11 protein-coding genes are annotated in these 12,843 nt (G+C 58.4%); 5 read left to right on the top strand and 6 right to left on the bottom strand.

Going from position 1 to position 12,843, the window contains the following annotated elements:
• Positions 1-18: 18 nt before the first annotated feature.
• On the top strand, positions 19-555 hold the full coding sequence (locus tag AC1RKH_RS22230) for a DUF4946 domain-containing protein (RefSeq protein ID WP_493064173.1): 537 nt from the start codon (positions 19-21) through the stop codon (positions 553-555).
• Between the two features lie 197 nt (positions 556-752).
• On the opposite strand, the gene AC1RKH_RS22225 is transcribed toward AC1RKH_RS22230, so the two are convergent.
• From AC1RKH_RS22225 to AC1RKH_RS22215, 3 genes are all read right to left on the bottom strand, one after another.
• The gene (locus AC1RKH_RS22225) at positions 753-1,115 is read right to left on the bottom strand and encodes a histone-like nucleoid-structuring protein, MvaT/MvaU family (RefSeq protein WP_123424846.1); all 363 of its coding nucleotides are present in this window, start codon (positions 1,113-1,115) and stop codon (positions 753-755) included.
• Between the two features lie 246 nt (positions 1,116-1,361).
• Positions 1,362-2,897: an EAL domain-containing protein gene (locus AC1RKH_RS22220; protein WP_493064174.1), complete on the bottom strand. Its 1,536-nt coding sequence runs from the start codon at positions 2,895-2,897 to the stop codon at positions 1,362-1,364.
• Positions 2,898-3,030: 133 nt separating this feature from the next.
• The gene (locus AC1RKH_RS22215) at positions 3,031-3,903 is read right to left on the bottom strand and encodes a LysR family transcriptional regulator (RefSeq protein ID WP_493064175.1); all 873 of its coding nucleotides are present in this window, start codon (positions 3,901-3,903) and stop codon (positions 3,031-3,033) included.
• Positions 3,904-3,981: 78 nt separating this feature from the next.
• Between AC1RKH_RS22215 and AC1RKH_RS22210 the strand changes: the two genes are divergently transcribed.
• Positions 3,982-4,932, top strand: coding sequence for a DMT family transporter (locus AC1RKH_RS22210; protein ID WP_493064176.1), 951 nt, complete (start codon positions 3,982-3,984; stop codon positions 4,930-4,932).
• A 242-nt stretch (positions 4,933-5,174) separates the two neighbouring features.
• Entirely contained in the window at positions 5,175-6,251 is a 1,077-nt protein-coding gene (gene hppD / locus AC1RKH_RS22205; RefSeq protein ID WP_123424842.1) for a 4-hydroxyphenylpyruvate dioxygenase, read from the top strand.
• Positions 6,252-6,375: 124 nt separating this feature from the next.
• On the opposite strand, the gene rarD is transcribed toward hppD, so the two are convergent.
• The 3 genes from rarD to AC1RKH_RS22190 all read right to left on the bottom strand — a co-directional run bounded on the left by rarD (position 6,376) and on the right by AC1RKH_RS22190 (position 9,978).
• Positions 6,376-7,257 (bottom strand): EamA family transporter RarD, encoded by an 882-nt coding sequence (gene rarD / locus AC1RKH_RS22200; RefSeq protein ID WP_493064177.1) that lies wholly within the window; start codon positions 7,255-7,257, stop codon positions 6,376-6,378.
• A gap of 200 nt (positions 7,258-7,457) precedes the next feature.
• Positions 7,458-8,471 carry an aldo/keto reductase gene (locus AC1RKH_RS22195; protein ID WP_493064178.1) on the bottom strand — a complete coding sequence of 338 codons (1,014 nt, stop codon included), beginning with the start codon at positions 8,469-8,471 and terminating at the stop codon, positions 7,458-7,460.
• A gap of 196 nt (positions 8,472-8,667) precedes the next feature.
• Positions 8,668-9,978 carry an MFS transporter gene (locus AC1RKH_RS22190; RefSeq protein ID WP_493064540.1) on the bottom strand — a complete coding sequence of 437 codons (1,311 nt, stop codon included), beginning with the start codon at positions 9,976-9,978 and terminating at the stop codon, positions 8,668-8,670.
• A 167-nt stretch (positions 9,979-10,145) separates the two neighbouring features.
• Between AC1RKH_RS22190 and AC1RKH_RS22185 the strand changes: the two genes are divergently transcribed.
• Entirely contained in the window at positions 10,146-11,267 is a 1,122-nt protein-coding gene (locus tag AC1RKH_RS22185) for a sugar diacid recognition domain-containing protein (RefSeq protein ID WP_493064539.1), read from the top strand.
• 360 nt (positions 11,268-11,627) lie between these two features.
• A complete protein-coding gene (locus tag AC1RKH_RS22180) occupies positions 11,628-12,770 on the top strand; it encodes a glycerate kinase (protein ID WP_493064538.1) in 1,143 nt (380 codons plus the stop codon).
• The last annotated feature ends 73 nt before the right edge of the window (positions 12,771-12,843 follow it).

The raw sequence follows: 12,843 nt of genomic DNA, 5'->3' as shown, positions 1-12,843 counted from the left end.
CCGCCAGTGTTTAGTGCAATGATTCGACCGTATCGCTATCTGTTTGTTTTGACCTGCCTGTTTTCGGCGGTTGCCAGCGCCGAGACGGTGCTTCCCGAGATCACCTGGCCCACCGGCTGGGAAGTACAAGTATTGCCTCAAGATAATGCGACAACTCAAACACCGGCCAAGGTTTCCAGGCAGCGGGCAGTGAAAAACGATGCAAACGGTGATCCTGTCCTGGTCATGGAGTTGACCATGACCGAGGTTGAGCCCGGGCATGAAGTCAATTTACAGGGTGTGCTGCTGGAAATGCGCAAGTCCGTACAAAAGGATTTTTTTCAGGGCGGCTATCAAAGTGTTTGCAACAAAATTCACCCCGCTACATTGAGCCGCCTGCAAGCGCTGGAAACCACCTGTACGGTCACCCAGAATGGGCGGCATGTGTTGTCGCAAACATTAGTCGCAGCGCTAGATGCCGATAAAGCCTATGTTTTTTCCTACGCAGGTCAGGCCGAGGTTTATGCGGCAAGTCAGGATGAAATACGCGATGCGCGAAACAGTTTGAAACTTTAGTAGTGCACGACGCCTGCACGCTTTCAGTGCCGAGGGTTATTGCTCAATATCCAAAGGGATTAAGCATAAAGTTGTGCCAGGCACCGACGATATTTGTCGGTCGTTTCCAACTAGATCGCCGATCATCGTTGCATCAAGTCTGGTTGGGCATAAAAAAGCCCTGCACAGGCAGGGCTTTTGGAGGGGCGCAGGGAAGCTTAAGCGCGCAGCCAGGAGTCAACGGTGCTCGCACCATATTGTTCCTTCCAGGCTTTCAGGCCGCGGTGATTGCCGCCCTTGGTTTCGATCAATTCACCGGTGTGCGGGTTTTGATAAACCTTGACCACGCGGGCGCGGCGAGTTTTAGGTGCGGCGGCCTGCTGGAGGCTGGACTTCGGATTCGGGTCGAGGATGGCGATGATGTCGCGCAGGCTCTTGCCGTAGGATTTCATCAGCCCCTGGAGCTTTTCTTCGAATTCGATTTCTTTCTTGAGCCCGGCGTCGTTCTTCAGCGATTCCAGCTGCGCGAGCTGTTCTTGAAGGGCCTTTTCAGCGGCACGAAATTCAGCGAGTCTGGACAATATCTTTACTCCAATAGTGTGTTTGGCTGATACCAACCGCCAACAAAGCTATAAGCCAAGAGCCTTGTAGCGACTCGGTGTTATTGGCTCACCTGTCAATCTAGCGCAGGCAAGAAAAATTGTAGTAGTTAATTCGCTCAGAGTAAATCGCGTCTTTTTCTTTATGTAACGCAGGCTGCTGTTTTATGCGATTTTCTGCAGGGACCCACTTGTTGAGGGTTTCCCTGGAGCGCGAAAAGTGGCTAATTAGTGGCTGTCCAGCGCATTAATGAAATCAGCGCCCGGCAGTGGTCGTCCAAATAGGTAGCCTTGCAGGAAGTTCACCCCGTGAGCGGCAAGATAATCACTCTGTTCAATGGTTTCGACACCCTCGGCAACGATTCCCAGATCCAGCTTGGCCGAGAGTTCGATGATGCTGTCGAGTATATGACGGGACAAGGCATCGACCCCGATCATCGCCACAAAGCTTTGATCGATCTTCAGAAAGTCCACATTGAACTGGCGCAAGTAGCCCAGGCTCGAATGCCCGGTGCCGAAGTCATCGATCGCAATCATCACCCCCAGCGCATGTAACTGTTCGAACAATTGAAGGGTGATGGCGTCAGGTTCGATCAGCTCGCGCTCGGTCAGTTCCAGAACCAGTGCGACCTTGCCAGGCGGGAAAGCCGAGAGAAACTCGCGGCAATCGTCTACCAGCTCAAGGTCACGACAGTGGCTGGCGGTGATATTGATGCCGATGTGAAAGCGCTCATGGAACAAATGCGCATGCGGGGCGAGTAATGCTGCAGTCTGGCGCATCAACGAGCGAGTCATTGGCACGATCAGGCCGGAGTGCTCGGCGAACGGAATGAACAGGTCTGGGCGCACCAGGCCTTCTTTCGGGTGCTTCCAGCGCATCAATACCTCAATGCCGGCCCACTGTTTAGTGTCGCCGTGAACCACGGGCTGAAAGTAAGGAATGAACTCATTGGCTTCCAGTGCCCGCTGCAATTCGTGACTGGGTGATGACGAGCGTTTCTGTAGCCAATGACCAATGATCCCGGCAATTCCCCCAAAGAAGATCAGCAGGCTGAACAGCGGCGGGTATTCGCTTTTCATGTAGCGCCAGACTTCACCGTCGGGAAAACCGGCCTCTACTTCATAAGCGTACCGCGCAGATTCAAGGTTGCTTCGGGCTATCGGCAATACGGGCAGGGCGCCCTCATGGACCTTGCCATCGGCCGACAACCAGTGGGGACCGACCTGCAGTAACAGCAGGGTCTTGCGTCCAATCAGCCGCAGGACATTGCTCAGGTGATAGCCGTCAAGGGCGCTCAGGGCGCCTTGATTGCCTTCACTGAGGCGATACACCAGCACCGCGGTATTGGGTGTGACCGGGTTGCCGTTCATCAACCACAACTTGCCTTGTGTGTACTCGCCAGGATCGACCGTTGCCTGATAGTCGCCAAATAGTGAACTGCAATATATGTTGTTGTCCCAGACCAGATTGGTCGAACGCACGAAGGGCCGGCGCGTGACTTGTTCGCGCAGGGCCAGTTTGACATCGGCGCAAGGCTGTCCGGCCAGCGGCAGCAGTTCTTGTGCCGCCAGCGCGGTGTCATCGAGCATCGAATCGAATTGCCGCACCGCTTCTTCGGCCGTTTGGTAGGTGCTTTGCTCCAGCACCCGTTCGGCTTGCATGTGCAGAATGATGCTACCCAGTAGCACAGGAACCAGACCGATCAGCAGCGTGATGAGGTTGCGAGTCAGCGGCGTGCGGCGGGCTTTGACGGTCAAGGGCATTTGTGGAACCTGTGACGATGGAGTAGGGCTCTCAGATAGAGCAAGGCTCTCAAATGCAGGCAGGGCGGCGGCTTGCCTCTCAAAAAGAGTACAGACACGGGCCATGATAGATGGCGTATTGGCTTTGTGCTTTTCAACGGTAATCCAGATTCACCGCCAACTTGATAAACGCCAGGGTCGCCGGTGATGACTGGCGCTGATCTAGCACCGCCAGACCCACCTGGCGTTTGACCGGCGGTGAAAGGGGCTTTTTCAGGTAGCGCGGCTGTTCCGCGTCCGGTAGCGAAAGTTCGGCGACCAGTGTCAAGGCGTCGCCACGGCTGACAGTTTCCAGCGTGCTGAGTAGTTGCGAGCTGCGATAGCGAATGTCCGGGGTCAGCCGGGCAGCGCTGAACAGGCGCGAAACCAGCTCCGAGGAGCCTGCTTCGGTGAGAATGAACGGGTCGTGACACAGATCACTCAAGGTCAGGCTGTCGCGCCGGGCAAGCTCGTGATCGGCCGGTATCAGCGCGACCATCTGGTCTTCCACGAGCGCAATGGTATCGAAACGCTCCTCGGGCAACACCACAAAACCGACATCGATACGCCGCTCTTCAAGCCACTGCAGCACTTGCCGATCCGGACCTTCGTCTATGTGCACCTCGATCCCCGGATAGGTCGCGCGGTAGTGCTGCAAAATCTTCGGCAGCAGTTTGATCGACGAGGTCGGTCCAAATGAGCCAATGCGCAGCGTGCCGCGTTTCATCCCGCGGGCATCCGCTGCTTCCTGGCGCAGAGTGCTGGCCAACCCGAGCATGGCGCGGGCGCGCAACAACAGCTGTTGTCCGATATCGCTGAGCTCGATGTGGGACTGATGTCTTCTGAGCAACTCGACACCGAGTTCCTGTTCCAGCGACTTGATGGCATGGGACACCGCCGACTGAGTGATGCCCAGGCGGTTGGCCGCGCTGGTGAAGCCATGCAGCTCGGCCACCAGGGAAAAAATCTCGAGTTGGGTCAGGGTCATGAGTATTTACTCATTTTACGATGATCAGGCATTACACAAAGAATACGTCATCTGACTGATTTTTTATCGTGGAGACTTATGAAAAGCCTTGTCCAGAGCGGCTCTCGTGATTCGGATGTCGCGGTTTACCTGAAACTCGCCACTGTCACCATGATCTGGGGTGGGACCTTCGTTGCCGGCCGGTTTCTTGCCGACACACTGAGCCCGTTATTGGCCGCGAGCCTGCGTTTTCTGCTGGCGAGCCTGGCCTTGCTGCTGTTCATGGCGTTGGCGCGTATCCCTTTGGCACGCCCGACCTTCAGGCAGTGGTTGCAGTTGGGGGGATTGGGTTTTTTCGGGATCTTCTTTTACAACCTGTGTTTCTTTTACGGCTTGCACTACATCAACGCCTCTCGTGCCTCACTGATCGTGGCGTTGAATCCGGCGGTCATCGGGTTGGCGTCGTGGCTGCTGTTCAAGGAGCGCTTGAGTCGAGTCAAAGTCGTAGGCATTGCGATATGCATCGCCGGGGCTGGGGTGGTGATTGTCAGCCGCAACCAGCAAGTGTTTGATGGCGATGCCGCGAACACCTGGATCGGTGACCTGCTGATTTTCGGTTGTGTGCTGGGTTGGGGCGTCTACTCGTTGTTTTCCAAAGGACTGAGTCAGACATTAGGCCCACTGCACACCGTCACCTACTCGATTGTGCTGGGCACATTGATGTTGTGGGCGACCAGCGCGGTGCGCGGTGAGGTGAGTCTTGAGGTCCTGAGCGAATTGCAGGTGGGGCAGCTTCTGAGCCTGCTGTATCTGGGCGTACTCGGTTCGGCGCTGGCCTATATCTGGTACTACGACGGCATCCGTAAAATCGGCGCCACCCGCTCGGGAGTGTTCATTGCGCTGAATCCGCTGACCGCAGTGATGCTGGGTGCGCTGTTGCTGGGCGAGCAACTGAGCCTGGCGATGTGCCTGGGAGGCGGGGCGATTCTGCTGGGGATCTACCTGTGCAACAAACCCCTTGCACCGGCGTCAAAAAGGGGGATTTTATAGAGAAGGCGGACAAATCTGGTTACGCTGTGTAGAATCCGGTTACGCATATAAGAATAACGTCTTCTGGCAGCAGAAGCCTCGCCCGCAAGAGCCTTGGGTCGACAATGAAGATATTTGGGTTCCAATTGATCTACGGTGACTTTCTCGCCCGCAGTGTGCGAGGCATCTCCTGCGCGCCACCCGCCGCTCTCAGCATTGCTCGTAACTAACGATCCGTTAATCAGCATGATGAGGCGCCAACCATGGCAGATTTATACGAAAACCCAATGGGCCTGATGGGCTTTGAATTCATCGAGCTCGCATCGCCGACCCCGAACACCCTTGAGCCGATCTTCGAGATCATGGGGTTCACCAAGGTCGCGACCCACCGTTCCAAAGACGTGCACCTGTATCGCCAGGGCGCGATCAACCTGATCCTCAACAACGAACCTCACAGTGTCGCCTCATACTTTGCGGCTGAGCACGGCCCGTCGGTGTGCGGCATGGCGTTCCGCGTCAAGGATTCGCAAAAAGCCTACAAGCGAGCCCTGGAACTCGGCGCCCAGCCGATTCACATCGAGACCGGCCCGATGGAGCTGAACCTGCCAGCGATCAAAGGCATCGGCGGCGCTCCGCTGTACCTGATCGACCGTTTTGGTGAAGGCAGCTCGATCTACGACATCGACTTCGTGTTCATCGAAGGCGTTGACCGCCACCCAGTCGGGGCGGGCCTGAAGATCATCGACCACCTGACCCACAACGTGTATCGCGGCCGTATGGCTTATTGGGCGAACTTCTACGAGAAGCTGTTCAACTTCCGCGAAATCCGTTACTTCGACATCAAGGGCGAATACACCGGCCTGACCTCCAAGGCCATGACCGCTCCGGATGGCATGATCCGCATCCCGCTGAACGAAGAGTCGTCCAAGGGCGCCGGGCAGATCGAAGAGTTCCTGATGCAGTTCAACGGCGAGGGTATCCAGCACGTTGCCTTCCTTTCCGATGACCTGATCAAGACCTGGGATCACCTGAAAAAGATCGGCATGCGCTTCATGACCGCGCCGCCGGAAACCTACTACGAAATGCTCGAAGGCCGTTTGCCGAACCACGGCGAGCCGGTCAACGAACTGCAAGCGCGGGGGATTCTGCTGGACGGTTCGTCCGAGTCGGGCGACAAGCGTCTGCTGCTGCAAATCTTCTCGGAAACCCTGATGGGGCCGGTGTTCTTCGAATTCATCCAGCGTAAAGGCGACGATGGCTTCGGCGAAGGCAACTTCAAGGCACTGTTCGAATCCATCGAACGTGACCAGGTTCGCCGTGGTGTGCTGTCCACTGAGTAATCTGCTTCAGCTGTAAAACTGTGGGAGCGAGCTTGCTCGCGATAGCGATCTGTCAGCCAACATCAATGTTGAAACTGAAGACGCCATCGCGAGCAAGCTCGCTCCCACATTGTTTTGCGCAGCGTTAAGGTCGGCGATGCCGCATCAGATGCTTGAACCCCTCAAACACCAGCACCAGCACTGCCATCCAGATCGGGATGTACGTCAGCCATTCTCCAGCCTTGATGCTTTCCCCCAGCAGCAACGCAACCCCCAGCAACAATACCGGTTCGACATAGCTCAACAGACCGAACAGGCTGAACGGCAGCAGCCGGCTGGCGATGATGTACACCACCAGCGCCGAGGCACTGATCACCCCGAGCAGCGGGATCAGCAGCGACAGCCACGGATGTTGATCGAACACCGCAAAGCCCTGTTCGCCGCTGTACACGAACCCGTACGCCACCGGTAGCAGCAGCGCCATGTCCAGCCACAAACCACCGAGGTTGTCCGCCGCCAAACGTCGGCGCAGCACGAAGTAGGCCGGGTAACCGATGGCCACCAACAGGGTCGCCCAGGAAAAGCTGCCCACCTGATACAACTCATTGAGCACGCCGAGGGTGGCGAAAAACGCGGCGATCTTTTGCAGGTACGAGAGCTGCTCGCCATAGGCGATGCGCCCGGTCAGTACCATGGTCAGCGGCAGCAGGAAGTAGCCCAGCGAAACGTCAAGGCTGTGGCCGTTCAGCGGCGCCCACATGAACAACCAGAGTTGCACGCCGAGCAATGCCGAAGACAGCAGCAGACCGCCCAGCAGTGCCGGTTTGCTGCCCACCCGACGGAGGATTTCGACCACGCGCCGCCACTCGCCGGAAACCACCATGAACACGGTCATGCAGGGTACGGTCAGCAGCATTCGCCAGCCGAAGATTTCCACGCCGCTCAGGGGAGACAGCAAGGAGGTGTAGAAATACATGACGGCAAACAGCACCGAGGCTGACACCGATAGAGCAATACCTTTAGACAAACTGTCCTCGCGAGACATTGAGTGAGCGTGAAACGGGTGCAGAGGATACGTGGTTTCAGAGACGAATATTGTCCGAATGATCAACACCGGCCAACTGTGGGAGCGAGCCTGCTCGCGATAGCGGTTTCACATTCAACATTGATGTTGACTGGTAGACCGATATCGCGAGCAGGCTCGCTCCCACATGGGTATGTGTTTATTTAGTTGGAACGGGGTTTACGACCTGAGACGAAATGGCTCACATCATTGAACCCCGGTGTCGAGGAATGCCCCGGCGTCACCAGCGAATCAATGAAAGCTTCGTCTTCAGCCGTGATCTTCACCGACAGCGCCTTGGTGTAGGCATCCCATTGTTGTTCGGTGCGCGGGCCGACGATGGCCGAGCTGACGGCCGAGTTGTTCAGCACCCAGGCGATGGCGAACTCGACAATGCCGACGCCGCGTTCCAGGGTGTATTTCTGAATCTGCTGGGCAATGCGCAATGACTCGACCCGCCATTCGGTTTCCAGAATGCGCTTGTCCTGACGACCGGCGCGGCTGTTGACGTCCGGGGTGACGTCCGGCGCGTACTTGCCGCTCAACACGCCACGGGCCAACGGGCTGTAAGGCACCACGCCGAGGCCGTAGGCGTTGGCGGCGGTGATTTGTTCGGTTTCCGCCTGGCGGTTGACGATGTTGTACAGCGGTTGGCTGATCACCGGTTTGTCGACGCCGAGTTTTTCGGCGATGCGAATCACCTCGGCGATACGCCAGCCACGGTAGTTGGACAGGCCCCAGTAACGGATCTTGCCTTGGCGAATCAGATCGCCGATGGCCGACACCGTGACCTCCAGCGGTGTGTTGTGGTCTTCGCGGTGCAGGTAATAGATGTCCAGATAGTCGGTGCCCAAGCGGGCCAGGCTGGCATCGATACCATTGAACAGGTGCTTGCGGCTCAGCCCGCTGCGATTCGGCACACCGTCGACCGGACCGAAACCGACCTTGGAAGCCACCACCCATTCATGGCGGTGACTGGCAATTGCTTCACCGACGATTTCCTCGGAGCGACCGCCTGTGTATACATCCGCCGTGTCGATGAAGTTGACGCCCTGATCCCAGGCCTTTTCGATGATCCGCAGCGAGTCTTCGGTACTGGTCTGTTCGCCAAACATCATGGTGCCCAGGGTCAACGTGGACACTTGCAGTCCGGAGTGGCCCAGTGTGCGGTAGGTCATGTGCGAAATCCTTTTGCCGGTGGGAAAGGCTCAATCAAATACCAGAACAACTGCACGGGGCAAACGGAATTATCGAACACGCCGAATCAACATGTGGGAGCGGGCTTGCTCGCGAAAGCGGTCTATCGGTCAACATCAATGGTGAATTGACCACCGTCTTCGCGAGCAAGCCCGCTCCCACACTGATTGCTGGGGATTACACGCGCAACGTACGCGTCATGCGCAGCGCCAACAGGCTACCGCCGACAATCACACCCGCCAGCAGGTACAACGCCGCATCGGTCGAGCCGGTGCTGTCCTTGACCCAACCCACCAGGTACGGGCTGAGGAAACCGGCCATCTGCCCCATGGAGTTGATCAACGCCAGGCCACCGGCGGCAGCGCCGGCGCTGAGCATCGCGGTCGGTACCGGCCAGAACATCGGCAGGCCGGTGAGGGCGCCCATGGTGGCGATGGTCAGGCCAAGAATCGCAATAGCCGGGTTGGCGGCAAAGTTCACGGCGATCAACAGACCTGCCGCGCCCATCAACATCGGTACCACCAAATGCCAGCGGCGTTCTTTATGCAGATCGGCCGAGCGGCCCACCATCAACATGAACACTGCCGCCAGCAAGTACGGAATTGCACTGAGCCAACCGATCACCAGGTTATCGGCGAAACCGAGGTTCTTGATGATCGACGGCAGCCAGAAGTTGATCGCGTAAACGCCGCTTTGAATACAGAAGTAGATCAGCCCGAACGCCCAGATCGCCGGGTTCTTGAACACCGCCTGCAGCGAGTCGGTGGTGGATTTCGGTTTGTTGGCCCAATCAATGGCTTGATCGGCTTCAAGCACAGCACGCTCTTGCGGCTTGAGCCATTTGGCACTGGCGAAGTTGTCGCTGAGCAGGAAGAACGCCAGGGCGCCGAGGGTGATGGTCGGAATGCCTTGCAGCAGGAACATCCACTGCCAGCCGGCGAGACCACCTTGACCGGCGGCGAAGTGGTTGAGGATCCAGCCAGAGAACGGGCTGCCGAGCAGGCCGGACACCGGGATCGCCGACATGAACAGCGCCATGATGCGGCCACGGCGGAACGTCGGGAACCACTGCGAAAGGTACAGCACCACGCCCGGGAAGAACCCGGCTTCGGCGGCGCCAGTAAACAGGCGCAGGGTGTAGAACTCGGTTGGTGTGGTGACGAACAGCAGGCAGGTCGACAGCGTGCCCCAGGTGACCATCATCACTGCGATCCAGCGCCGAGGGCCGAATCGGGTCAGCGCCAGGTTGCTCGGAACGCCGCACAGCACGTAGCCGATAAAGAATATTCCGGCCCCGAGGCCGTACACGGTTTCGCTGAATTTCAGCGCATCGAGCATCTGCAGTTTGGCAAATCCAACGTTGACCCGGTCGAGGTAGTTGAACAGATAGCAGATGAAGATGAAGGGGATCAGGCGCAGGGTAACGCGCTTGTAGACGGCGTTTTTATCGTCATCGGTGGCCAGGGTGGCAGCGGCGCTCTGTGACATGGCGGGTCTCTCTTTATTATGATTTTTTGCGAGGCAAGGGTAACGTTGATCGCCTGAAGAGTCTCGGTCACCCCTAAGCGGATGTCTTTGTGCCTGAGCACAGGGTTTGCGCCAACAGCCTGTGCGGGTGAACAATCAATCACCGCACGTTTTCAAGGATTACCCGCATGTTCGAACTTGATCACGACCTGGCGCAGGATATCGTCGACCGGGCGATGGCCATCCTGCCGTACAACGTCAACGTCATGGACAGCCAGGGGCTGATCCTCGGCAGCGGCGAGCCGGAGCGGATCAATACCCGCCACGAAGGTGCGCAGCTGGTGCTGGCGAATGGGCGGGTGGTGGAAATCGACGCCCAGACGGCCGTGCACCTCAAGGGCGTGCAGCCGGGGATCAATTTGCCGCTGCTGCTCGATCAGCGCCTGATCGGCGTGCTGGGCATTACCGGTGAGCCCGAGCAACTGCGTACCTATGCGGAACTGGTACGCATGACCGCCGAGATGCTGGTCGGCCAGCGCAACCAGCAGGCCGAACAGCAATGGCGTCGCCAGCGTTGCGATGATCTGTTGGCGTTGCTGCTCAGCGAGGCGGGAGATTCGCCACGGCTGATCGACGAAGCACAGCAAATGGGCCTCAAACCGCAACTGTCGCGTACCCCTTATTTGTTTGAACTGGGCCTGGAACATGGCGCCGGGCAAACCGCCGAGGCCTTGAGCGTCTGGTTGATCTCACGCTATCCCGACAGTTGGTGCGTGAGCTCCGCCAAGTCATCGCTGCTGTGGTGCCGTCCGACCACGCAAGCAGTGGACAACGAACGCTTGCTGGAAAAGCTCGAAGGCCTGGGCTGGAACATTCTGCGCATCGCTGTTGGCGGTCAGGCGGATGGATTGCAAGGCTTGCGCCGTTGCTATCGGCGGGTCGGCGACTTGCTGGCCTATGGGCGTGACGTGTTGCCCAACAGCCGTTTGCTGACGCTGAACCGCTATCGACTGCCGGTCATGCTCTGGCGCCATCGCAATGACGATGCGCTGGACGAATTGCTCACCCCACTGCGCAAAGTCATCGCCAAGGACGGTAACGGCCAACTGTTGGCGACATTGCGCAGTTGGTGCGAACACGACGGCCAAAGCCAGGCGTGTGCCGATGCGTTGGGCATCCACCGCAACAGCTTGCGTTACCGCATGGAGCGCATCGCCGAACTCAGTGGCGTCGACCCATTGCGCCTCGATGGCATGCTCGCGTTGTACCTGGGCGTGCAACTACTGCCACAGACCGACACCAAACCGTGAACGACACAAATCCCTGTGGGAGCGAGCCTGCTCGCGAAGAGGTCATCACATCCAATATCCATGGTGGCTGACGCATCGCCATCGCGAGCAGGCTCGCTCCCACAATGGATCGGCAGGTTCACAAAATTTTGTTTCACCGCCAATCCATTGTGGGAGCGGGCTTGCTCGCGAAGAGGCCATCACATCCGATATCCATGGTGACTGATACACCGCCTTCGTCGGATCGCCGCCCGGAGCAAGCCCGCTCCCACAGTGTTTTGTAGAAATGAACAATAAACCCCAGCCGCACTTGTGCAACGGACCGGCGTTATTGTTCATTTCAACTGGCAGCATGGGCTCCATTGGAACTGGAGAATTCACATGAAAATCGTCATCGCCCCCGATTCGTTCAAGGACAGCCTGAGTGCCGAAGCCGTGGCCGACGCCATCGCGATGGGACTGGCCGAGGTCTGGCCGGACGCGACGCTGGTCAAGTGCCCGATGGCTGACGGCGGGGAAGGCACGGTCGAGTCGATTCTCGCTGCCTGCGAAGGTGAGCTGCGCAGCGTCACCGTACAGGGACCGCTCGGCACACAGGTCGACGCGCATTGGGGCTGGCTGCCCCACAATCACACCGCGATCATCGAAATGGCCGAGTCCAGCGGTTTGCAGTTGGTGCCGGTGGGCCAGCGCGATGCGTGCACCAGCAGCACTTTCGGTACGGGCGAACTGATCCGCGCGGCACTCGATGCGGGTGCGCAGCGGATCATCCTGGCCATTGGCGGCAGCGCCACCAACGACGCGGGTGCCGGTGCGTTGCAGGCGCTGGGTGTGCGACTGCTCGATGCTCAGGGCCAGATGTTGAAACCGGGTGGCCTGGCATTGGCGCAACTGGCGCAGATCGATCTGAGTGGCATGGACCCGCGTCTGGCCAACGTGCGCTTCGAGATCGCTGCCGACGTCAACAACCCGCTGTGCGGCCCCCACGGTGCCTCAGCAATATTCGGCCCGCAGAAAGGCGCATCGGTCGAGCAGGTGCAACAGCTGGATCTAGCCCTTGGGCATTTCGCCGGGCTTTGCGCCCAAACCCTGAAAAAAGATCTACGTGACGAACCGGGCAGTGGGGCTGCGGGTGGTTTGGGGTTTGCAGCGAAGGCGTTTCTTGGCGCGCAATTTCGTGCCGGCGTGGAAGTGGTCGCCGACCTGGTCGGCCTGGAAGCTGCAGTACGTGATGCGGATCTGGTGATCACTGGCGAGGGCCGCTTCGACGCTCAGACCTTGCGTGGCAAAACGCCGTTTGGTGTGGCGCGTATCGCCCAGCAGCAGGGCGTGCCGGTGATCGTCATCGCCGGCACCCTTGGCGAGGGCTATCAGCAGATGTACGAACATGGGGTCGACGCGGCATTCGCGCTGACGTCCGGGCCGATGACGCTGGAACAAGCCTGCGCCGACGCTTCGCGCCTGCTGCATGATCGCGCCCGGGACATCGCCCGCGTTTGGCGCATCGCGGTCCACAAGGACTAAAGGCAATCCTGTAGCAGCTGGCGAAGCCTGCGTTCGGTTGCGTAGCAACCGCAAAACCGGTGAACGCGTTCAA

Source organism: Pseudomonas sp. GW822-FHT06B12 (assembly GCF_058799675.1).
This window is presented reverse-complemented; position numbering and strand designations above follow the sequence as displayed.